Origin of the sequence: Flavihumibacter stibioxidans (assembly GCF_014332695.1) — a bacterium.
In the GTDB taxonomy this organism is placed as follows: Bacteria; Bacteroidota; Bacteroidia; order Chitinophagales; family Chitinophagaceae; genus Flavihumibacter; species Flavihumibacter stibioxidans.
In genome coordinates, this window is the sequence record NZ_MBUA01000032.1 from 17,777 (window position 1) to 39,907 (window position 22,131).

Genomic DNA, 22,131 nt, shown 5'->3' on the forward strand with positions numbered 1-22,131 from the left:
TGTGAGGCAATGCGTCGTTAGTGGTAAGTAGTGGGTTTGTGAATAAATAGATCCTGTCCCCGATGGGGAGTCAGATGCAATTGATTATATTGTTAACGGATTTTATTTTCCAATCATAACCTTAAATACTTACTTATGGGATTCCTTTCCGATTTCAAAGCATTTGCCACCAAAGGCAGTCTGGTTGATGTTGCCATTGGTTTTTTAATGGGAACCGCATTTTCAAAGCTGGTCGGAAGTTTCACCACCGGACTGGTTTCACCGATTCTGGGCTTACTCACCGGCGGTAAAGACTTTTCTCATATGCAATGGGTAGTTAAAGAGGCTGAGAAGGATGCTTCCGGCGCTGTGGTGAGGGAAGCCGTTGCCTTTCAATATGGACTATTCCTCACATCGGTGCTGGATTTCATGATTATTGCATTTGTGTGTTACCTGTTCATTAAGGCCGTACTGCGTAAGGACCCGAATGCAGCTGCCGGTCCCAGCGCACAGGAAGTTCTGCTGACCGAAATCAGGGACGAACTCAGAAAGAAATAGTAAATCATCCTGTATATTTGCATGGGCGTTTTGATTAGCATCAAAAGGCCCATTTTTTTTACTCAAAAAACTATTGTATGACTGTCAACAAAAGGATTATTACCATGGTGGCTGCAGGGATTTTTTTCTGCTCCGGCCTGAGGGCACAGGATGAAGCCGTTTCCAGGATGAAAATGGAATCCTCCCGTAATACATTTGACGACACTACCTATAAATACAATGAAAAAGGCTGGAGGAAAGGTGGCCTCTTTTCCCTGAATCTTGCACAGGGAAGTTCCAGCAACTGGGCTGCTGGTGCGGAAAAATCATCATTTTCAGTGGCCGGATATACCACCCTTTTCGCTAATAAGAAAAAGGGTGATTTTTTCTGGGATAATACACTTGACCTTGGATATGCATTACAAAAAACCAGCTCACTGGGTACCCGTAAAACCGATGACAAGTTTGATTTTTACAGCAAGGCAGGCAAAAAGCTGAATGATCATTGGGCGCTGGCCGGGGTATTCAACCTTCGAACACAGATGACTGATGGGTACGATTATGATTACCTGAATAAAGGCATCCGCAGGCGGGTGTCTGGCTTATTTGCGCCTGCTTATCTGCTGGTTTCTCCCGGTATTGAATGGAAACCCAACAGTTACTTCAGTGTGTTGTTTTCACCCATTTCAGCCAGGTGGGTTATCGTGAGCAATGACCCGCTGAGTTATTATTACCAGAATGGTGATATCCCCCTGCCTGATGGGGGAAAGGAAACCCCATTGTCTGCACTGTATGGTGTAAACCCCAACCGGAAAGTCTCAATGGAAGCGGGTGCATATCTCTCTGCCAGTTTTATGAAGGAGGTACTTAAAAATGTTACATATAAATCCAGGCTTGATCTTTTCAGTAACTACCTTGGCAAGCGCGATCCGGTAACGGATGAAAAGAATAAAGCAAAGCCCAAGAATATTGATGTATTCTGGACCAATGCGGTTTCCATGAAGATCAACAAGTTCCTGAGTGTAACATATAACCTCGATCTCATATATGATGATGACGTAAGGCAATTCGGCCCGGATGGCAATTCAGCCGGTACCCAGATCAGGTCCCTTTTGGGCGTAGGCCTTTCTGCCAAATTCTGATACCCGTCTGACGCGCGTCTGACGTACGTCAGACGCGCGTCAGACGCATAAAAATTGTATCTTTCCCGGCCCCCGGGTTTTCGGGGGGTATTATTTGAAAAAAAATGGCCGCTCAACAGATATCCTACCAGATCAAATTGCCCCAGTTTGAGGGTCCTTTCGACCTTCTGCTGTTCTTTATTGAGCGCGATGAACTGGATATATATAACATCCCCATTACGCGGATCATCAACGATTTCCTGACCTATATCCACAGCCAGGAAAAACTCAATATTGAGCTGTCCAGCGAGTTTATCCTCTTTGTTTCCACCCTGATGAGGATCAAAGCAAAAATGCTCCTGCCCAGGAAGGAAACAGATGCCCAGGGAAATGAAATTGACCCCCGGCAGGAACTGATTGAAAAACTGCTGGAATACAGGAAATACAAACAGGCATCGGCTGAACTGGCTGAAATGGAAGCCGTACGGATGCTAATGGTCAAGAGAGGTAATATTACCCGTGAACTGGGAACCATCGGTGAAGAGGCTTCTGAGGGCACCGAAATCCAGCAGATTACCCTTTTCAAACTAATGAAGGCCTTTGAAAAGGTGATGCAAAAAGTGTACGACCGGAATAACAAACCGGTGCATACCGTGGTGCAATACAATTACACCATGGAACAAAGCCGTGAAAACGTGCTGGCACTCTGCCGGGTTCAGAAAACGCTTTCCTTCGAAAAACTCTTTGAACATTGTGAAAACCGCATTCACGCCATTTTCTCTTTCCTGAGCATGCTCGAACTGGTCCAGCAGAAATACATGCGGATCATGACAGGGGAGGGAAGAAACAACTTCATCGTGGAATGGAACGATGAGCGGGAAGAGGATAATTTCGAATTCATATTCCCACAGGAACCAGCAGCCGGATAATTATTCTCTTAACCCGCGCTGAATCCATTTATTGCAGGATGCTCACCTTTACTTTTTCCTTCATCATATCTTTCAGCGTGTCGGCAATGGCGTTGAGGTCATAACCACATTCACGGTGTAATTCCTTCAGTGTTCCATGTTCCACGATGCGGTCGGGTATACCCAGTATTTTAACCTGTGCATGGTAGTTATGTCTGGCCATGAACTCCAGCACCGCGGAACCAAATCCTCCCACGACAGTTCCATCTTCCACGGTGATGACCTTGTTGTATTTGCGGAACACCTCGTGCAGCATTTCTTCGTCGATGGGCTTCACGAAGCGCATGTCGTAATGGCCTGCATTGATACCATATTGCTTTACCTCGCGGATAGCGGAGGCGGCAAAATTTCCAGGGTGTCCAAAGCTGAGCACTGCGATCTCTTCACCATCTTTCAATTTACGGCCCCTGCCGATTTCCAGCTCCTTCAGTTCGGTCTTCCATTCCGGCATAACACCTTCCCCACGGGGATATCGGATCACAAAGGGAAGGGTTGTGCTTTCCAGTTGGGCCGTGTACATCAGGTTACGCAGTTCGGATTCATTCATTGGCGCGCTGACGATCATATTGGGAATGCAGCGGAAATAGGGGATATCATAAGCACCATGGTGCGTGGGTCCGTCTTCGCCTACCAGTCCGGCCCGGTCAAGACAGAATACCACCGGAAGTTTCTGGATCGCTACATCGTGCACCACCTGGTCATAGGCGCGCTGCATGAAGGAAGAGTAAATATTGCAGAAGACCTTCATGCCCTGGGTTGCCAAACCAGCACTTACAGTTACTGCATGCTGTTCACAGATGCCCACATCAATGGCGCGGTCAGGCATTTTGTCCATCATTATCTTGAGTGAAGAACCTGAGGGCATTGCCGGGGTGATACCGAAGATGCGATCGTTAGTTTCCGCCATTTCCAATAAGGTATGGCCGAAAACATCCTGGTATTTGGGTGGCTGGGGCAGGTCAAATTTCTTCTTGTAGATCTCACCGGTGATCTTGTCAAAGAGTCCGGGTGCATGCCACTTGGTCTGGTCCTTTTCCGCAAGTTCGTATCCTTTTCCTTTTACGGTAATTACATGCAGGATCTTGGGACCGGGAATGTTTTTCAGGTCCTGCAGGGTATCCACCAGTTTGGTGATATTATGACCATCAATGGGGCCGAAATATCTGATTTTCAATGCTTCGAACAGGTTACTGCTCTTGGTGACCATACCCTTGATGCTATGCTCCATCTTGCTGGCAATTTCCCTCGAAAAATTCTTGCCAACCGGCAGTTTTCCCAAAGCCTTCCAGATATCGTCTTTCAGCTTGTTGTAAGTGGGGGAAGTGGTGATATCGGTCAGGTATTCTCTGAGGGCGCCCACATTCGGGTCGATACTCATGCAGTTGTCGTTCAGGATAATCAGCATATCAGAGTCGGCTACACCGGCATGGTTCATGGCTTCGAAGGCCATTCCGGCTGTCATGGATCCATCCCCTATAACGGCCACTGATTTACGGTCTTCTCCCTTATACCTGGCAGCGATGGCCATGCCCAGGGCGGCTGAAATGGAAGTGGAAGAATGCCCCACACCGAAGGTATCGTATTCACTTTCAGTGCGTTTGGGAAAGCCCGACAATCCGCCGTACTTGCGGTTGGAGGCAAAATTATCGCGGCGCCCGGTCAGGATCTTATGGCCATAAGCCTGGTGGCCCACATCCCAGACCAACTGGTCATAGGGTGTATTGTACACGTAATGAAGGGCGGTAGTGAGTTCCACCACACCCAGGCTGGCTGCAAAATGGCCGCCATGTACACTCACCACATCGATGATGTACTGCCTTAACTCATCACAAACCTGGTGCAATTGTTCCTTGCCCAGGGCTTTGAGATCGGCCGGAGAATTGATGTGTTGCAGCAGGGGACCCGGTTTAATTTCCATTCAGTATATATAAAGAATCAAAGATACAGAACGATCCAGTGTCAGCCGGATAGTTCAGCGTAAAGATTTTAACAAACAATGCCTGTTTTGGTTGACTGCCGGTCATCCTGACACATTGCCCCGGCTCCATTCTATTTGGCCATTAATACAATTCAGTATATTAGTGCTGTTTCAAACAGCTAGTTTTGTACCTATGTTGCCACGCGGATTAAAATATTACTGGATTTGCCAGGTGATGGGCTGGACATTTGTTGTCCTGTCCATGCTCTTTTTTGCCTATACTTTTTCACCAGCCAGAATCGATGGACGTTTCTTTATGCGGCTGTTCCTGATCTTTTCGGCCGGCATTTTTACCACCCATATCCTACGGGCCTTTATCCGCAAGAGCGGCTGGCTGATGCTGCCGGTGGAAAAACTGATTCCCCGGATGGCTATTGCCATCGTAGTTACCAGTCTGGCCTGTAGTCTTTTATACATGGGACTTATTTCAACTTTTAATGTACAGTCGGATGCTCCGCGGAAAATTGAATTCTCCACCAAATTAATGGCATCGACCCTGGACATCGGCCTGTTTATCATTCCCTGGACCCTGATCTACTATATTTACCATTATGTGGCCAAGAGCCGGAAGCAGGAAGTTGATACCCTCAAACTGGAGGCCCTGGTAAAGGAACTTGAGCTGAAGACTATCAAAGCACATATCAATCCGCATTTTATTTTCAATGCGCTCAACAGTATCCGGGCACTGATAGATGAGAACCCCGGCCGCGCGCGGGATGCCATCACCGAACTCAGCAATATCCTCAGGAGCAGTATGCAATCGGAGAAATCGGAGACTGTTCCCCTGGAGAAGGAATTGAATATTGTGCGCGATTACCTGGCCCTGGAGCATATCCGGTTTGAAGACCGCCTGCAGGTGGAATATGCCGTGGATGAAGATACCCTGGACCAGCCGATACCACCGATGATGCTGCAGACCCTGGTGGAGAACGCCATCAAGCATGGCATCGGCAAGCAGATGAAGGGCGGGGTAGTGAGGATTATTTCAGATTTCAGGGACGATTACCATGAGTTGCTGGTACAAAATACCGGCCGGCTGAACGGACATATCAACGGTGACGGATTCGGCATCAGCAGTACCCGTAACCGATTGCAGTTACTCTTTGGCAATAAGGCCGATTTCAGTATCCGCGAGTCCAACGGCAATATGGTGGAAGCACGTGTAAAGATCCCGGTTACAACCCCCTAATAAACCCCGACATATGATAAAGGCTGTACTGATAGATGATGAAAGACTGGCCCGGACCGAATTGCGTAAACTGCTGCAGGATTTTCCCGAGATCGAAGTAGTGGGAGAAGCCGCCAATGCCGCAGAAGGCATTGAGGTAATCGAGAACCTGCAACCCGACCTGGTTTTCCTCGACATCCAGATGCCGGGTAAAACCGGTTTCGATATGCTGAGTGAGCTCGAAAAAGCTCCCCATGTTATTTTCACCACGGCTTATGATGAGTATGCGCTGAAGGCTTTTGAAGTAAATGCGCTGGATTACCTCCTGAAGCCCGTGGATACCAAACGCCTGGCAGATTCGATCAATAAACTACATATTGCGGAGGAGAAGGAAGCCATGGCACCGGCCATCAGCAGCAACCGCAGCCTGCTCAGTGAGAACGACCAGGTCTTTGTAAAAGACGGTGAACGTTGCTGGTTCGTGAAACTCAGTGACATCCGGCTGTTTGAAAGTGTGGGCAACTATGCCAAGGTTTTCTTCGGCAATAATAAACCCCTGATCCTGAAATCGCTTAATGCCCTGGAAGAGCGGCTCGATGAGAAAGTATTCTTCCGCGCCAACCGCAAGCATATCGTGAACCTTCGCCTGATCGAAAAGATTGAACCGTATTTCAATGGCGGTCTCCTGCTCGAACTGAAAGGCGGCGAGAAAATCGAAGTCAGCCGCAGGCAGACGGTGAAATTCAAGGAGATGATGAGTCTTTGATAATGGTGAATGGTGAATGGTGAATGGTGAATTTTTTAAAATTTAGTATGAGAAATATACGTTCTAACGCCTTGTGGGCGCTGGTGATCGCCCTTGGTTTTTCCGCATGTAAATCTGCCAAACCCGGTGCCGCTTCCGGTGAACCAACAATTGATATCCATGAAGTCAGCCGGATAGAGAAAACACTGTCTGCCGATGATATGGCCGGCCGCAAAGTCTTTTCGCCCGGAATCGACAAGGCCGCCGCTTTTATCGCCGCAGAGTTTGAAAAAGCTGGGCTGCAGAGACCGGATAACGGCAATGGATACCTGCAAACTTTTTCCATGCTGAAACCCACACAGGTGAGCGCAACTGCGGTTATTGATGGCCGTGATCTGCCCGCCGGTGAGTTTGTCGTGGTAACAGGGCAGCCAACTCTTTCTGTTACCCCTGAATCTGGTTATGAAATAGTGTCCATCGAAAAGGGTGCAAATATTTTCCAGAAAGCAAATGAACATATCGGCTCAGGAAAGAACAGGCTGGTGATGGTGGATACATCTTTTTCAAAAAACTTTCCCCGGCTGGCCTTCTTCAAAAGGCAGATGATGGAAACCGCTACCAGTACCATTTTTATCCTGGGGCAGGACAAGCCATCTGCTTTCCGGGTTGACGCAACGCATACCATTGAGCGATCTTCCCTGAGCAATGTGGTGGGTATCTTACCCGGCAAATCACGTAAAAATGAATATGTGATTTTCTCAGGTCACTACGATCACCTGGGTATCGGAAAACCACTGAATGGCGATTCCATTTACAATGGCGCCAATGACGATGCGGCCGGAACAACTGCAGTGATCATGCTGGCCAACTATTTCAAACAGCTTAATAACAACGAACGCACCATCATCTTTGCAGCCTTCACGGCTGAAGAATCCGGCGGGTACGGAGCTACCTATTTTTCCCGCCAGTTTGATCCGGCACAGGTGATGGCCATGTTCAATATTGAGATGATCGGAACCGAAAGCAAATGGGGCACTAATTCTGCCTACATAACAGGTTACGATAAAACCAATATGGGCGAAATCCTGGCAAAGAACCTGCAGGGTTCCGGTTTCACTTTTCATCCAGATCCCTATCCCGACCAGCAGCTTTTCTACCGTTCCGATAATGCAACGCTGGCAAGACTTGGCGTGCCGGCGCATACCATCTCCACTTCCAAGATGGACAGCGAAAAATATTATCATACTGCCGATGACGAATTCGAAACCCTTGATATGGAGAACATGACCCGTATCATCCGTGCCATTGCCATCAGTTCCAGGACCATTGTGGCAGGGCAGGATACACCTTCGCGGGTGAATACCTCAGACTTACGTTAAAGCGCTTTTACGCTTTGCACAGATTCCTTAGTTTCGGGTAATGCGAATTTGGTTTATCCTTTTCTGTTCCCTGCTTCTTCAGGTATCTGCCTGTACTCCCCGGCCTGTTAATCAAAGTGACGGTTCCGCCAGCGGACTTGTCCGCTCTGCTTTTGTAACCGAAGCGGAAATTCTCAGCATCCTTTCCTATCTGACTCACGACAGCCTCAACGGGAGATCTGCCGGCACCATCGAAAACCGACAGGTTACGCAGTACCTGGCAGATTATTTTTCATCCATCGGCCTGAAACCCCTGTTGGATGAACATTTCATCAATACTTTTTATACCAATGACAATGATACTGGCTATTCCATCAGCAATGTAATCGGCTACCTCAGGGGAAGCTCAAAACCCGATGAATATATCCTGGTTTCAGCGCATTTTGACCATGTAGTGTCGGGCTTTTACAACCAGGTGGATAAAATATATAACGGAGCCAACGACAACGCTTCCGGCACAACTGCTATGATGATGCTGGCCAAACATTATGCACTAACAGAGACCAATAAACGAAGTATTATTTTCTGTGCTTTCAATGGCGAAGAGAGCGGTTTGCTGGGGTCGCAGGACCTGGCACAAAAACTTCCTGCCGGGAAAATTGTGGCGGGGATCAATCTTGAAATGCTGGGCGTTCCCCAATACGGGAAAAGATCATTGATGGTTACAGGCATGAAAAAATCAAACCTGGCTGGTATAATGCGTAGTAACCTGAAGGGCACCGGGATCCGTTTGCTGAATGAAAAGGGGGATTTGTTTGAAAGGTCTGACAATTATCCTTTCGCGTCAAAAGGCGTACCCGCGCACAGTATCATGGCCAGCGATGACCGCGACCGTTGTTATCACCAGGGCTGCGATGAACTGAAGAGAATTGATATCCGCAACATGGCAGATCTTACCAATGCCATTATTGTGGCTATTTCAACCATTGTGGAGGGAACTGACACGCCGGGTCGTATTGTCCTGAAATGATCATCCCGGGATAACCTTGCTCACAGCATGAACCGCTGCACTCATTTCCCTGATCAGTCCCGCGTCTTTTTCAATGGCATTGCCAACAACGATAATATCGGCCCCGGCCTTGCAATTGAGATAGGCTTTTTCAGGGTCTTTGATGCCACCACCAACGATCAGCGGAATACTGATATTGGCCGCCACATTGCTGATCATCTCTTCGGTTATGGCTTTGCGTGCGCCGCTGCCGGCATCCATATAGATCAGTTTCATGCCCAGCATTTCCCCTGCCATGGCGGTACAGAGGGCAATTTCATTTTTATCGGCAGGAATGGGACTGGCATTGCTGATATAAGAAACCGTAGTGGGCGCACCGCCATCGATTACCATATACCCCGTGCTCATGATTTCCAGCCCGCTTTTTTTAATAAATGGGGCACTAATTACATGCTGTCCGATCAGCAGTTCCGGATTACGGCCCGAGATCAGGGAAAGATAAAGGAGCGCATCGGCATGGCGTGAAACCTGTGACGGGCTTCCGGGGAAAAGGATCACCGGAATATCGCATTGCTCCTTTATGGCCAGGATACATTCATCCAGATGGTTGGAAATCACCAGGCTGCCGCCTACCAGGAAATAATCAACTCCGGCATCGGTAGCCAGTTTTGTCAATTCTTCCAATTGATCGGGCTGAACCTTGTCGGGGTCCACGAGTACGGCGAAGGATTTCTGCCTCGCAAGTTTCTTTTCCTGTATCTGTTGATAGATGCCTTTCTGCATTCAATAGGTAATGGCTGGGCACAAAAATGCAAAAAAATGCTGGTATGGCACAATTGGCCTTAAAGACGGGTATAGGTAGCCAGCTGGATTACATGGTTGTTGGTAAAGGCAGTACCCCGTCCCTGAATATACTGGTTCATATAACCTGCCTCCAGATCAAATTTTTTACCGAACCGGTATCCGAAAGCGGCATATGCCCGGTTCTGGTCAAAACTGCGGCCGTTTACACCGGAATTGTTGCCGATATTGAACATGATCTCATTCTGGATGGCCCCGAATGTACCTTTGCTGAAACCCTTAACAGACCTGAAGGGAAGCACGGTGCGGAAAAAATACCGGAACCTGTTGGCATATATATTTCCATCATTCACCAACTGTTCGGCACTGACAGATGATTTGCTGATGAAACGCTGCTCCAGCCTGAACCGGTGCGCCAGGCTGCTGTTCAGCAAAGGGTGTGTATAAACCGCCTGCTGCCAGATACGGTGTTCCGGCGCGTAACCGCTGATGCCACTGATGGTCCTGCGACCACTGATCAGTCCATACCCGGCAGTAACGGTGAGTTTGTCGGAAATTTTGTAATTGAGTCCGGGACGCAGCAGCAAGGTCAGCATTTTGCTGTAATGATCGCCAGACCGCCACTGGCCGTCAAAATGAATGCTGAAGCGTTTGTTCAGCCCGATGGTATTGAAACTGGCAAACCAGGTGGTTTCCGTTTTCTGGGCAGAAAGGGTGCTGACAGATGCCAGTATTACGAAAGCGATAGCAATAGTGTGTTTCATCCGGATATGACGATTAGGGGGCAAAACTACGCCGGACTGGTTTAATTTCTGTTAAAATCCTTGCTGGCAGTATGTTAGCGGCTTTCTTACGGTTAAATTGTGCATATAAATCACTCATTCTTATTTACTGAATTTTTTGCATGTAAGGCCAAATAAGTTATTTACAGGATGTGGATTTTGCACCAAATGCAACCCCGTAGGGAACCCCCGGATTTTCCCCATTGATTATCCACATAGGTGGATATTTACGATTCTGATTTTAGGGAGTGCCCTCCTATTTTCGCCTTCCCATCCGTATCCGTAGTATCTGACTTTTCAATTTTTTAAACAAGAGATTATTATGGCCAATAAAAAAACCGCCACCAAAGGGCTGCAGTTTCCCCGTCGCTTTACCAAAGAGGGCGTTCCTGTGTTTGACCTGTTCGACTACGATTACAGAACCTCGGTCATCCGCAACCCCAGCGGTGAAGTGGTTTTTGAGATGAATAATGTGGAGGTCCCGAAAGGCTGGAGCCAGATCGCTACGGATATCCTGGCACAGAAGTATTTCCGTAAGGCAGGTGTGCCACAGGCGGATGGAAGCCTGGGCCGTGAAACATCTTCCAAGCAGGTAGCCCACCGTATGGCACATTGCTGGCGGGTTTGGGGCGAGCGTTATGGCTATTTCGCTTCCGAACAGGATGCCCAGGTGTTCTATGAGGAACTGGTTTATTCCATTCTCGACCAGGCCTGCGTTCCCAATAGTCCGCAGTGGTTCAATACCGGTCTCTACGAAGTGTACGGTATCAAGGGTAAGCCCCAGGGTCACTATTATGTTGACCAGATCGACGGCCAGCTGAAAAAATCAACCTCCGCTTACGAGCGTCCCCAGCCACACGCCTGTTTCATTCTGAGCGTGGAAGACGACCTGGTGAACGAAGGCGGTATCATGGACCTCTGGGTTCGGGAAGCGCGCATCTTTAAATATGGCTCAGGTGTGGGAACCAATTTCTCCAATATCCGCGGCGAAGGAGAGAAGCTGAGCGGTGGTGGCACGTCCTCTGGCCTGATGAGTTTCCTCAAGATCGGCGACCGCGCTGCCGGCGCCATCAAAAGCGGCGGTACAACGCGTCGCGCTGCCAAAATGGTTTGCCTGGATCTCGACCACCCCGAAATCGTGGACTTCATCGACTGGAAAGTGGAAGAAGAGAAAAAAGTTGGCGCCCTGATCGCAGCCGGTTATGCCAGCGATTATGAAGGGGAAGCCTACCGCACCGTTAGCGGTCAGAACTCCAACAACTCTGTTCGTATCCCCAACAGTTTCTTTGAGAAGCTGGAAAAGAATGAAGACTGGGAACTGAAGGCTCGCAGTGATGGCCGCACTATGAAGAAGGTTTCTTCACGCGAACTCTGGAACAAGATTTCCTATGCAGCCTGGCGTTGCGCTGATCCCGGCACACAATACGATACTACCATCAACGAATGGCATACCTGTCCGGAAGGCGGACCCATCAGGGCTTCCAACCCTTGTTCTGAGTACATGTTCCTGGACAACACGGCCTGTAACCTGGCATCTGCCAACCTGATGAAATTCTTCGACACCAGCAATAATATGTTTGATGTGGAAGGATATGCTTACAGTTGCCGCCTGTGGACCGTAGTACTGGAGATCTCCGTACTGATGGCTCAGTTCCCTTCAAAGGAAGTGGCACAGTTGTCATTCGACTACCGCACCCTGGGACTCGGTTTTGCCAACCTCGGCACCATGCTGATGGTGAGCGGCATCCCTTATGACAGTGAAGAAGCCCGCGGAATTGCCGGGGCCATCTCCGCCATCATGACCGGTATCGCCTATAAAACTTCTGCAGAACTGGCCGGTGTACACGGACCGTTTGCCAAATACGAAGAGAATAAAACACATATGCTGCGGGTAATGCGCAACCACCGTGCAGCCGCATACGATGCTTCCGAAGCCTATGAAGGAATCAGCATCAAGCCACAGGGTATCCAGGCCAAGTACTGTCCGGATTACCTGCTGAAAGCTGCCACCAAAGCCTGGGATGAAGCCGTTCAACTGGGTGAGAAAAATGGTTACCGCAACGCCCAGACCACTGTGATTGCACCAACCGGAACCATTGGCCTGGTAATGGACTGCGATACTACCGGCGTGGAGCCTGATTTCGCCCTGGTGAAATTCAAAAAACTGAGTGGTGGTGGTTATTTCAAGATCATCAACCAGTCTGTTCCTTCTGCCCTGAAAAATCTCGGCTACAGCGAGAAGGAAATGGACGCGATTATCAAATATGCAGTTGGTTCTGCAAGCTTCTCCGGCGCTCCTTACATCAACCACCAGACACTGAGTGAAAAAGGATTCATCGCAGAAGAAATCAAGAAACTCGATGATGCGGTAAAAGCTGCCTTCGAAATCGGTTTCGTTTTCAATCGCTTTGCACTGGGTGAAGCCTGCCTGGAAAGACTTGGCTTTTCCGCTGATCAATACAACGACTGGAACTTCAACCTGCTGGAAGCCCTGGGCTTCACCGAAGAGCAGATTGATGCAGCCAACGACTATGTGTGCGGAACCATGACCGTTGAAGGCGCCCCCTTCCTGAAAACCGAGCACCTGCCGGTGTTTGACTGTGCCAACAAGTGTGGTAAAAAAGGAGAGCGATATATCCATGCACACGGGCATATCCGCATGATGGCTGCCGTACAGCCTTTCATCAGCGGCGCCATTTCCAAGACCATCAACCTGCCGAACGAGGCCAACGTAGAAGAAATTGCAGACTGCTACATGCTGAGCTGGAAACTCGGTCTGAAGGCAAACGCCCTCTACCGCGACGGATCCAAGCTGAGCCAGCCGCTGAGCAACAAAAGCGATAAGAAAAAGAAATCCGACGAAGGAAAAGAAACACAGGCAGAGCAGGCTGAAACCACGATGACCGAATCCAATATCATTGACCTCGGCAAACTGACGGTGGATGAATTGCTGGAAGAAGTTCAAAAGCGTGTGCAGTCTTCGCCCGATACCAAACTGAAGCGCCAACTGGCCCGCATCGTAGAGCGCAGGACCCTGCCTGCCAAGCGCCGCGGATACACCCAGAAAGCCAAGATCAACGGCCAGGCACTATTTGTCCGCACCGGCGAATATGGTGATGGCACCCTGGGAGAGATCTTCATCGATATGGCCAAGGAAGGCGCTACCATGCGTAGTATGCTGAACTGTTTCGCCATCTCGGTTTCCATCGGCCTGCAATATGGTGTGCCCCTGGAAGAGTTTGTGGAGAAGTTTGTCTTCACCCGCTTTGAGCCTTCAGGAATGGTAGACCATCCGAATATCAAGAGCACAACCTCAATCGTGGACTTCATCTTCAGGTCCCTGGCATATGAATACCTGGATCGTACCGATCTGGTGCATGTGCTGGATAAGCCCGAAGTAATGAATACCGGTAACGACGACTGGGATGAACCCGCCACTGCGCAGCAACACGAAAAAAAAACACCTGAGCTGAGTGATGTAAGGGTGGTTGCTGCAGCCTCCAAAGCACCGGAAGCACCAAAAGCTGCCAAACCTGCACCCAGGGTGAGCACCAGCACCGGAAGCGGATATGATGCCCTGAACCAGGCCAGCAAGTCCATGCAAAGTGATGCGCCTGCCTGTAATGTCTGCGGCCACCTGACCATCCGCAGCGGTACCTGCTATAAGTGCCTGAACTGCGGTAACAGTTTGGGTTGTTCATAGGGGATTCATAGGTGTCTGACGTTTAGGATTATTGAATTCATAAATACCAAACGGCAGACACCTGAAAAATACTTGGACGGTTTCTTATTGAAACTACGCCCCTGGCTTTAGCCGGGGGCTTTTTTTTCGGGTCACATACCGTTTGCACGATTTTTGCGTTATTACCCTGCATTTGTTCACTAAACCCCATATCTATGCAGAAACTCCTGGCTTTTATGGTTTTAGCGATGTTATTCGGTTCTTGCAGGGCTGTTACACCCGGTGAAGCTGCCGGTAAGCACTACAAGAGCTGCAGGCCCATCCGCTAAGACTGATTGGTAAATGAATTGACACTCCACCCCGGTTACTTACAGTTCCGGGGTGGTTTGTTTTCAGCCTTTTACTACTTTGCAGCTTCAATTTAAATCCATGAGATCAGTAGTATTCGGCCTTCTCTTCTTTTGTACTGTTGCCAGCACCCATGCCCAGGATAAAAAGGGTATCGTTTCCGGCCCGATGCTTGGACAGGTAGAACTTCGCACCGCCAAAATCTGGCTGGAAGTCGGAAAGGACGCCAGAACGGTTGCAGTCAGGTACTGGGTTAAAGGACAGAAAACCCCTTCCTACCTGAAGGACATGCCGCTGGGTACCGCCCCCACCACCGATTTTTTCCCCACACAGGTAGAGATTGGCGGACTGGATTTTAATACCACTTATGAATACAGTATCGTCTACAATAATAAAGAAACCACGTACGGTGGCGAGTTTACCACCAAAGACCTCTGGCAGTGGCGGAAACCCGCACCGGATTTCAGTTTCCTGGCCGGTAGTTGTACCTATTTCAACGAACCGGTGTTCGACCGCCCGGGAAAACCCTATGGAATGGATTCCTCCATCTTTTCCAACATGGCCACCGAAAAAGCAGCTTTCATGCTCTGGCTGGGCGATAACTGGTATACCCGCGAAGTGGACTACAGCAGCGAGTGGGGACTCTGGTACCGCCCCAGCCGCGAACGCAGCATGGCTGTTTTGCAGCCTTTCCTGAAGGCAATGCCCCATTATGCCACCTGGGATGACCACGACTTCGGTCCCAACGATATGGGCAGTTCCTACCACCTCAAAAACACCAGCAGGGAGGTCTTCAAAAACTACTGGGCCAATCCGGGCTATGGCGATGGCGAAAAAGGCATCTACACCAAACTGGCTTACAGCGATGTTGATTTTTTCCTCACCGACGACCGGACATGGAGAAGTGAGGACAAAACACCAGCTACCATATATGGACAACCGAATCCGGAGAAGCGCATGCTGGGTAAGGAGCAACTGGACTGGCTGAAGCAGTCACTCCTTTACAGCACCGCAACATTTAAGATAATTGTCGTGGGCAGCCAGGTGCTGAACCCTGCATCCCCCTTTGATAAATTGCTCGATTTCCCGGTAGAATACAATGAGCTGACCGGCTTCATCAGGGACCAGAAAATCAGTGGGGTATTGTTCCTGACGGGAGATCGTCACCATACAGAGATCATTAAAGTGGATCGTCCGGGTAATTATCCCTTACACGATATCACCATCTCACCCCTTACCTCCGGCACACATGTTTTTGGAAACGCGGAGAAAGATAATCCCTTCCGTGTTTTGGGAATTGACCAGAAACAGAATTACGGAAGAATTTCGGTTACAGGTGCCCGTGGCAGCAGGAAACTCTCCATCGATTTCAGGGGCGTTAAGGGTGAAAACCTGGGTAACTGGAGCGTTACTGAAACTGAACTGAAAGCAAAATAACGGACATGAATATTTCCTTTTCGTATGACCGCAAGCAGGTGATCCAGGCACTGCGGTATCATTTTTTTTCCCGCCCCGAGATCAGGCTGCTGGTCATCCTGATCAATGTGTTCACCATCGCAGCGGCAGTGTTGCTATATTTCAAAAGGATACAGCCGTTTTCTTTCCTGCTGTTTTCCACTTTATGGATGGCACTGATGCTGGTGATCTGGCGTATTCTGCCCAACAGCATATACAAAAAATCGCAAACCTTCAGGGACGAATTCCTGATGTCCATTGACGAACAGGAAATCACGCTGACAACAGACAGGGGGAGGCAATCATGGCCCTGGCAGCGTTTCAGCAAATTCATTGAAACACCCTATTTTTTTCACCTGTATTTTGATAACAGGTCCTTTTTCCTGGTGCCCAAAGACGCCTTTGAGAACATAACCGACCAGCAGGCTGCGCGGGATATGATGAAAGAAAAAATCAGGGCTGCAGGATCCTGATGGTTCGGTCTGAAACAGTTGCAGTAAACAGTGAATGAACCTTTAACAAACTTATCTGGTGCAATTCACTTATCTTTCCAAATCCCTAAATGCGGAATTTAGCCCTTTATGCCCAAAGTAAGTTTCAACAACAAACAGAATTCGTTCTCCAATGCCCTGAAAACCAATGTAGATAATTATTTCCGGGACAATAACCTGAAGAAGACCGGAAATCTTGGTCTGTACGCTAAAACCCTGGTTTTATTACCATCGGCCCTGCTGATCTACGTTTCCCTGCTCACATTTGAAATGCCTGTATTTGTCCAGGTATCACTTGCCGCCCTGCTTGGAGCTGTCCTGGCCAGCATCGGTTTTAACGTGATGCACGATGCCTGCCATGGTAGTTATTCTTCCAAAAAGTGGGTGAATGAATTGCTCGGACTTACCCTCAATGGCCTGGGTGGAAATGCATTCATCTGGAAATTCAAGCACAATATCCTGCACCATACTTATACGAATGTGGATGGCATGGATGATGATATTGCCAAGAGTCCGCTCATGCGCCAGTGCCGCACCCAGAAATGGGTTCCTGCACATCGCTTCCAGCATTATTATGTGCTGCTTGTATATGCTATTTCATCCTTTGCCTGGGTATTTATCATGGATTTCAACAAGTACCTCAAACAGCGGGTCATCCAGACCCCCCTGCAGAAAATGAGCTGGCAGGAACATTTTGTGTTCTGGATGAGCAAGGTTTTATATGTGGTATTTTATATCGCCATTCCGGTTGCAATAGTGGGATGGGGCCCCTGGGCCATCGGCTTTACCGTAATGCACCTGGTACTTGGTCTTACACTTGCACTGGTATTCCAACTGGCGCATGTGGTAGAGCATACTGAATTTGAACATGCTTCGGGAGAAGTTACCCATATCGAAAATGCCTGGGCCGAACACCAGGTGAAGACCACCGCCAATTTTGCACCGGATAATATATTTATCAACTGGTATGTAGGTGGATTGAATTACCAGGTGGAACATCACCTGTTTCCCCGGATCAGCCATGTGCATTATCCCGCGCTCAGTAAAATCGTACAGGCAACCTGCAAGGAGCATGGATTGCCATACCATTGTTATCCGACCATGACAGCTTCCATGATCTCACATTTCAGGATGATGAAAGCGCTGGGACAGCATCCTTAAGAAAATTATTACCTGGGTTTGTATTTGGCGCCGTCGAGAATTGTGCGGGCGCTTAATTTCATCAGTTGTTCCGGTGTGGTATCAGGGTTTTTGCTGATATAGCTCTGCACAATGCGAAGTCCGATCCACTGGCCGATATTACCCGGCGCGGCTGGCGGAAAACCCTGTGTACCCGGGGCATCACCAATATACATCTGGATGATGCCGGGCTCCATGGAATACAACTGGTCGTTCTGCAGCATCTGGTTCCAGGTAACCCCTTCATTGCCGGCACACCATTTCAACTGTTCTCCGGTGAATCCTGTTTTGATACTGTCGGCAGTTTCAGGCAGCAACTGGTCCAGCAGCCACCAGTATTTCCCCTTTTCCACCATCTGTTCTACCAATGGCAGTCCCTGGCTCTTATCGGGAAACATATCCTCCATCACCGCCTTGATGCAATTGGAAGCAATATAAGGTTTCTCAAATCTTCTGGAGATATAGGCAGGGAAAATTTCCTGTCCCTGTGTGGTGGTATAAACGGGGAAATCCTTTCCCGCATACAATTGCAGGCCGATGGCAATGGCATTCTCCGTGAGGGCGGCACCCGGCGCATCAAATGGACCGAAATAACTCACAAAGCGGGGCACTTCGTAGGCAGGGAAATAATATTTCAGGGTGCTGAATCCTTTGTTGAGTTCTTTCTCCGTGTCGGCCAGGTTTTCAAAATCCTTTTTTACAGACTGGTAAACACTGTAATAACTGCTATAGAAACGCTGGTTGGCGATGGGCAGTACCTGGTTGGAATCGCTGATGACACCTGCTCCTAAAATATGCGCCGTGAAATCATTGATGAACCAGGGATATTGCTGCCGTAATTGTTTCAGGCCATCATTCAGCTTGCCGGAATCAATGGCAAAATAGTCTTTGTCAAAACGCGCGATGGTTGTATTTACTTTGATGCCGGAAACATCCGGTCCTTTTTTCCCGTTACCGGTACAGGCTGAAAAAGCCAGGGCTATTATTGTCAGATAAATGCTGAATTTCATGTTCCGAAAACGTTCTGTTTGCTGATTTGTTGCAGTCCGGCTGCAAGATAATGATACTGTCGTTTAACGTACATTCGTACAGTAAAGAAGAGTAAAATTAACAAGATGAAGATCGCGCTGGCACAACAGAATTATCATATCGGCAATTTTACGGCCAATACCAATAAGATCATATCGGCAATAGAGGAGGCGAGGAAACAGGGCGCCGACCTGGTGGTGTTTTCTGAGCTGAGTATCTGCGGTTATCCCCCCCGTGATTTCCTGGAGTTTGATGATTTTATCAACCAGTGCAATGCATCCATTGACCTCATCCGGGCCCATACCCGGGATATCGGTGTGATCATCGGCGCTCCTGTACGCAACCCCGTGAAGGAAGGAAAGGACCTCTTCAACGGGGCATGGCTGCTTTACCAGGGAGAGATAAAAGGCATTGCGCATAAAACCTGCCTGCCCACCTACGACGTGTTTGATGAATACCGTTATTTCGAACCGGCTTGGGAATGGAATGTGCTGGAGTTTAAAGGCAGGCGGATCGCGCTGACCATCTGCGAGGATATCTGGGCCCTCAGCGAAAACCCGCTGTACAGGATATCACCCATGGAACAACTGATCGGCCAGCACCCCGATATCATGATCAATATTTCCGCTTCCCCTTTTGATTATGATCATGATGAAGATCGCAAGGAAGTGGTTCGCGCCAATGTGCTCAAATACCATCTCCCCATGGTGTATTGCAACTGTGTGGGCTCGCAGACGGAAATCGTGTTTGATGGCGGCAGCCTCATATACAATGCAACAGGCGAACTGATCCGGGAAGCAAAATATTTTGAAGAGGATTTCATGCTGGTGGATCTGGATGCATCCGCAACAGTAACCGGTGCCGGCGATACAGAGCGCAGGCAACTGGATAAGGATATGCGGGTTTCCAAAATCAGTGACCCCGAAAAAATCATTTCTTACCTCACTGCCGAAAACAATATCCGGCAGATATATGCAGCCCTGGTATTGGGTATCCGTGATTATTTCAGCAAGATGGGTTTTACCAAAGCCATCCTTGGAAGCAGTGGTGGGATAGACAGCGCCGTTACATTGGCCATTGCCTGTGATGCGCTGGGTGCTGAAAATGTAAGGGCAATTTTGATGCCCTCGCAATTCTCCACTTCCCATTCAGTTGACGATGCGGTGCAACTGAGTAAGAACCTGGGCAACCCTTATGATATCATTCCGATTAAACCTGTTTTCGACGCTTTCATGGATTCGTTGAAACCAGTCTTCGGCGACCTTCCTTTCAGTGTGGCGGAAGAAAATATCCAGAGCCGCACCCGCGGTAACCTGGTCATGGCCATCGCCAATAAGTTCGGCTATATCTTACTGAATACTTCCAATAAGAGTGAACTGGCCACGGGTTATGGTACCTTGTATGGAGATATGGCAGGCGGGCTCAGTGTGTTGGGGGATGTGTACAAAATGCAGGTCTTTGCTTTGGCGAGATTTATCAACCGCGATAAGGAGATCATTCCGGAAAATATCATCACCAAACCACCTTCTGCTGAACTCAGGCCTGGACAGAAAGACAGCGACAGCCTGCCTGAATATGAACTGCTCGACAAAGTGCTTTACCAGTATATAGAAAGGCGCCAGGGCCCGCAGGACCTGATCTCCATGGGAATTGAAGAAGCATTGGTGAACAGGGTACTGAAACTTGTCAATTCCAATGAATACAAAAGAAACCAGTTTTGTCCCATTATCCGTGTCAGCTCCAAGGCTTTTGGTGTAGGCCGGAGGATGCCGATCGTGGGGAAATACCTGAGTTGATTTCAAAAATATAGCCCCGGCATGAAAATGCCAGGGCTTTGTTTATGAAATCAGCAGATAAAAAAACTTACTCTATATAGTATTTCTTAATGTGTCAGGGTGAAGTGTAAACGCACATTGGCGCCTGATTGCGGATCGGTAAAGTCGAGGTAAACTTCCAGTTTGGTGTTATCAAGTGTTTTGATGACAGTATCCCCGGAGATCAGGGAATTGGGAATGGCGATGTACAGGATCGTTTCGCCGGATTTAAATGCCCAGGTGAAATCTTCGGTCTGGGGATCGGATGCATCACATTTGGTCGGGCCTTCATCGGAAATGCCGGTACCATTTGTATTAAACTTAAATGTATTGTCTTTTTCGCAGGTTTCCAGTGAGTAGGGTAAATCAACCGTGCCATTCTTATCCAGGTCAACCCCAACAGATGCGATCTTCCACAAACTTGCGGTCAGCAGTTCTGTTTTTGTTTTAGCCGGACTGTCATCGTTTTTTGAGCAGGCGCTCAGCAGGACAGAGAATAAGCATCCGGTTAAAAGCAGGTATTTGTACATGCGTTTTATCATAAGGTTGGATTCGGTATTAATAACATTATTTTTTCAGTTTTATTGCACCGGCAAAAAAATATTAGTGCAGCCAATTGATTTACAGATATTGGCGCAGGAATTGCAAGAATAGAGTTTGTATTTTGCATCATTAAATTTAAGATATGTTGCCTACATCTGATGATATCCGGCAGTTAAATGAAAAAATCCAGTACCAGGCAGTGTTTATCGACAGGCTTCGTGAAGAAGTGGGTCGCGTCATCATCGGACAGCATTATATGCTTGACCGCCTGCTGATCGGCCTGCTCAGCAATGGTCACGTATTGCTGGAAGGGGTACCCGGATTGGCAAAGACCCTCACCATCAAATCCCTGGCACAGGCTGTACATGCAAAGTTCAGCCGGATCCAGTTCACGCCGGATCTTCTGCCCGCAGATGTGATCGGTACCATGATCTACCAGCAGCAGCGAAACGAATTCGTGGTAAGAAAGGGACCCATATTCGCCAATTTTGTATTGGCAGATGAAATCAACCGAGCCCCGGCAAAAGTACAAAGCGCCTTGCTGGAAGCCATGCAGGAAAGGCAGGTAACCATCGGCGATAGTACCTACCCGCTCGAAGAACCTTTCCTGGTGCTGGCTACCCAGAACCCACTGGAACAGGAGGGAACCTACCCCTTGCCGGAAGCACAGGTAGATCGCTTCATCATGAAAGTGATTGTTGGTTATCCTTCCAAACAGGAAGAACAGATGATCATCCGTCAGAATGTCCAGGGCATGAAAGCTCCCAAAGTGCAGCAGGTGGTGACCTTGCAGGAACTCCTTGAAGCAAAGGATCTCACCCGCCAGGTGTATATGGATGAAAAGATCGAACAGTATATTCTCGATATCGTGTTTGCTACCCGCCAGCCTGACCAGTACGGGCTTTCAAAATTGCAGCCACTGATCTCCTATGGAGGTTCACCCAGGGCAAGTATCAACCTGGCACTCGCCGCAAAAGCCTATGCCTATTTGTCGAAACGCGCCTTCGTGATTCCCGATGATGTGAAGGCCATTGCAAAAGATGTACTGCGTCATCGGGTGGGACTCACCTATGAAGCAGAAGCGGAGAATGTGAATGTTGAACAGGTAGTGGATGATATTCTAAGAGCCATACAGGTACCTTAA

18 protein-coding genes are annotated in these 22,131 nt (G+C 48.6%); 13 read left to right on the forward strand and 5 right to left on the reverse strand.

Translation table 11 applies throughout. From position 1 onward, the window contains the following. The first annotated feature begins 135 nt into the window (after positions 1 to 135). From mscL to BC349_RS19650, 3 genes are all read left to right on the forward strand, one after another. Complete coding sequence (mscL, locus tag BC349_RS19640; protein WP_187258503.1) at positions 136 to 537, forward strand: large conductance mechanosensitive channel protein MscL; 402 nt, start codon at positions 136 to 138, stop codon at positions 535 to 537. Between the two features lie 77 nt (positions 538 to 614). Further along, the gene (locus BC349_RS19645) at positions 615 to 1,658 is read left to right on the forward strand and encodes a DUF3078 domain-containing protein (RefSeq protein WP_187258504.1); all 1,044 of its coding nucleotides are present in this window, start codon (positions 615 to 617) and stop codon (positions 1,656 to 1,658) included. Positions 1,659 to 1,762: 104 nt separating this feature from the next. Further along, positions 1,763 to 2,566 (forward strand): segregation and condensation protein A, encoded by an 804-nt coding sequence (locus BC349_RS19650; RefSeq protein ID WP_187258505.1) that lies wholly within the window; start codon positions 1,763 to 1,765, stop codon positions 2,564 to 2,566. A 28-nt stretch (positions 2,567 to 2,594) separates the two neighbouring features. On the opposite strand, the gene dxs is transcribed toward BC349_RS19650, so the two are convergent. Further along, a complete protein-coding gene (dxs, locus tag BC349_RS19655) occupies positions 2,595 to 4,523 on the reverse strand; it encodes a 1-deoxy-D-xylulose-5-phosphate synthase (RefSeq protein ID WP_187258506.1) in 1,929 nt (642 codons plus the stop codon). 193 nt (positions 4,524 to 4,716) lie between these two features. Here dxs and BC349_RS19660 point away from each other — a divergent pair, with 193 nt between their 5' ends. Genes BC349_RS19660 through BC349_RS19675 form a run of 4 tightly spaced genes read left to right on the forward strand, consistent with a single transcriptional unit; the run spans position 4,717 to position 8,884 of the window. Continuing rightward, positions 4,717 to 5,772 (forward strand): sensor histidine kinase, encoded by a 1,056-nt coding sequence (locus BC349_RS19660; RefSeq protein WP_187258507.1) that lies wholly within the window; start codon positions 4,717 to 4,719, stop codon positions 5,770 to 5,772. Positions 5,773 to 5,785: 13 nt separating this feature from the next. After that, the gene (locus BC349_RS19665; protein ID WP_187258508.1) at positions 5,786 to 6,517 is read left to right on the forward strand and encodes a LytR/AlgR family response regulator transcription factor; all 732 of its coding nucleotides are present in this window, start codon (positions 5,786 to 5,788) and stop codon (positions 6,515 to 6,517) included. Between the two features lie 47 nt (positions 6,518 to 6,564). Beyond that, positions 6,565 to 7,875, forward strand: coding sequence for a M28 family peptidase (locus BC349_RS19670; RefSeq protein ID WP_187258509.1), 1,311 nt, complete (start codon positions 6,565 to 6,567; stop codon positions 7,873 to 7,875). A 40-nt stretch (positions 7,876 to 7,915) separates the two neighbouring features. Continuing rightward, on the forward strand, positions 7,916 to 8,884 hold the full coding sequence (locus BC349_RS19675; protein ID WP_187258510.1) for a M28 family metallopeptidase: 969 nt from the start codon (positions 7,916 to 7,918) through the stop codon (positions 8,882 to 8,884). Here BC349_RS19675 and BC349_RS19680 read toward each other — a convergent pair whose 3' ends face one another. Together BC349_RS19680 and BC349_RS19685 are read right to left on the reverse strand one after the other, a co-directional pair. Next, positions 8,885 to 9,646 carry a phosphoglycerol geranylgeranyltransferase gene (locus BC349_RS19680; RefSeq protein WP_187258511.1) on the reverse strand — a complete coding sequence of 254 codons (762 nt, stop codon included), beginning with the start codon at positions 9,644 to 9,646 and terminating at the stop codon, positions 8,885 to 8,887. Positions 9,647 to 9,705: 59 nt separating this feature from the next. Further along, entirely contained in the window at positions 9,706 to 10,428 is a 723-nt protein-coding gene (locus tag BC349_RS19685) for a DUF2490 domain-containing protein (protein WP_187258512.1), read from the reverse strand. 340 nt (positions 10,429 to 10,768) lie between these two features. Here BC349_RS19685 and BC349_RS19690 point away from each other — a divergent pair, with 340 nt between their 5' ends. The 4 genes from BC349_RS19690 to BC349_RS19705 all read left to right on the forward strand — a co-directional run bounded on the left by BC349_RS19690 (position 10,769) and on the right by BC349_RS19705 (position 17,583). After that, on the forward strand, positions 10,769 to 14,149 hold the full coding sequence (locus tag BC349_RS19690; protein ID WP_187258513.1) for a vitamin B12-dependent ribonucleotide reductase: 3,381 nt from the start codon (positions 10,769 to 10,771) through the stop codon (positions 14,147 to 14,149). 408 nt (positions 14,150 to 14,557) lie between these two features. Continuing rightward, positions 14,558 to 15,913, forward strand: coding sequence for an alkaline phosphatase D family protein (locus tag BC349_RS19695; protein WP_187258514.1), 1,356 nt, complete (start codon positions 14,558 to 14,560; stop codon positions 15,911 to 15,913). A 5-nt stretch (positions 15,914 to 15,918) separates the two neighbouring features. Next, a complete protein-coding gene (locus BC349_RS19700) occupies positions 15,919 to 16,404 on the forward strand; it encodes a YcxB family protein (protein WP_187258515.1) in 486 nt (161 codons plus the stop codon). A 108-nt stretch (positions 16,405 to 16,512) separates the two neighbouring features. Beyond that, entirely contained in the window at positions 16,513 to 17,583 is a 1,071-nt protein-coding gene (locus BC349_RS19705) for a fatty acid desaturase family protein (RefSeq protein WP_187258516.1), read from the forward strand. Between the two features lie 8 nt (positions 17,584 to 17,591). On the opposite strand, the gene gldB is transcribed toward BC349_RS19705, so the two are convergent. Then, a complete protein-coding gene (gene gldB, locus BC349_RS19710; protein WP_187258517.1) occupies positions 17,592 to 18,611 on the reverse strand; it encodes a gliding motility lipoprotein GldB in 1,020 nt (339 codons plus the stop codon). Between the two features lie 105 nt (positions 18,612 to 18,716). On the opposite strand from gldB, the gene BC349_RS19715 reads away from it, so the two are divergent. Then, the gene (locus BC349_RS19715; protein ID WP_187258518.1) at positions 18,717 to 20,426 is read left to right on the forward strand and encodes an NAD+ synthase; all 1,710 of its coding nucleotides are present in this window, start codon (positions 18,717 to 18,719) and stop codon (positions 20,424 to 20,426) included. Positions 20,427 to 20,512: 86 nt separating this feature from the next. On the opposite strand, the gene BC349_RS19720 is transcribed toward BC349_RS19715, so the two are convergent. Further along, on the reverse strand, positions 20,513 to 20,986 hold the full coding sequence (locus BC349_RS19720) for a lipocalin family protein (protein WP_187258519.1): 474 nt from the start codon (positions 20,984 to 20,986) through the stop codon (positions 20,513 to 20,515). 143 nt (positions 20,987 to 21,129) lie between these two features. On the opposite strand from BC349_RS19720, the gene BC349_RS19725 reads away from it, so the two are divergent. Further along, positions 21,130 to 22,131, forward strand: a complete 1,002-nt coding sequence (locus BC349_RS19725) for an AAA family ATPase (RefSeq protein WP_187258520.1) — start codon at positions 21,130 to 21,132, stop codon at positions 22,129 to 22,131.

What these genes read in the sequence shown, in the direction of transcription:
- BC349_RS19715 (WP_187258518.1), top strand. Translation starts at nt 18,717, where the DNA reads ATGAAGATCGCGCTGGCACAACAGAATTATCATATCGGCAATTTTACG.
- dxs (WP_187258506.1), bottom strand. Translation starts at nt 4,523, where the DNA reads ATGGAAATTAAACCGGGTCCCCTGCTGCAACACATCAATTCTCCGGCC.
- BC349_RS19665 (WP_187258508.1), top strand. Translation starts at nt 5,786, where the DNA reads ATGATAAAGGCTGTACTGATAGATGATGAAAGACTGGCCCGGACCGAA.
- BC349_RS19670 (WP_187258509.1), top strand. Translation starts at nt 6,565, where the DNA reads ATGAGAAATATACGTTCTAACGCCTTGTGGGCGCTGGTGATCGCCCTT.
- BC349_RS19675 (WP_187258510.1), top strand. Translation starts at nt 7,916, where the DNA reads ATGCGAATTTGGTTTATCCTTTTCTGTTCCCTGCTTCTTCAGGTATCT.
- mscL (WP_187258503.1), top strand. Translation starts at nt 136, where the DNA reads ATGGGATTCCTTTCCGATTTCAAAGCATTTGCCACCAAAGGCAGTCTG.
- gldB (WP_187258517.1), bottom strand. Translation starts at nt 18,611, where the DNA reads ATGAAATTCAGCATTTATCTGACAATAATAGCCCTGGCTTTTTCAGCC.
- BC349_RS19705 (WP_187258516.1), top strand. Translation starts at nt 16,513, where the DNA reads ATGCCCAAAGTAAGTTTCAACAACAAACAGAATTCGTTCTCCAATGCC.
- BC349_RS19645 (WP_187258504.1), top strand. Translation starts at nt 615, where the DNA reads ATGACTGTCAACAAAAGGATTATTACCATGGTGGCTGCAGGGATTTTT.
- BC349_RS19685 (WP_187258512.1), bottom strand. Translation starts at nt 10,428, where the DNA reads ATGAAACACACTATTGCTATCGCTTTCGTAATACTGGCATCTGTCAGC.
- BC349_RS19650 (WP_187258505.1), top strand. Translation starts at nt 1,763, where the DNA reads ATGGCCGCTCAACAGATATCCTACCAGATCAAATTGCCCCAGTTTGAG.
- BC349_RS19720 (WP_187258519.1), bottom strand. Translation starts at nt 20,986, where the DNA reads ATGATAAAACGCATGTACAAATACCTGCTTTTAACCGGATGCTTATTC.
- BC349_RS19690 (WP_187258513.1), top strand. Translation starts at nt 10,769, where the DNA reads ATGGCCAATAAAAAAACCGCCACCAAAGGGCTGCAGTTTCCCCGTCGC.
- BC349_RS19700 (WP_187258515.1), top strand. Translation starts at nt 15,919, where the DNA reads ATGAATATTTCCTTTTCGTATGACCGCAAGCAGGTGATCCAGGCACTG.
- BC349_RS19725 (WP_187258520.1), top strand. Translation starts at nt 21,130, where the DNA reads ATGTTGCCTACATCTGATGATATCCGGCAGTTAAATGAAAAAATCCAG.
- BC349_RS19680 (WP_187258511.1), bottom strand. Translation starts at nt 9,646, where the DNA reads ATGCAGAAAGGCATCTATCAACAGATACAGGAAAAGAAACTTGCGAGG.
- BC349_RS19660 (WP_187258507.1), top strand. Translation starts at nt 4,717, where the DNA reads ATGTTGCCACGCGGATTAAAATATTACTGGATTTGCCAGGTGATGGGC.
- BC349_RS19695 (WP_187258514.1), top strand. Translation starts at nt 14,558, where the DNA reads ATGAGATCAGTAGTATTCGGCCTTCTCTTCTTTTGTACTGTTGCCAGC.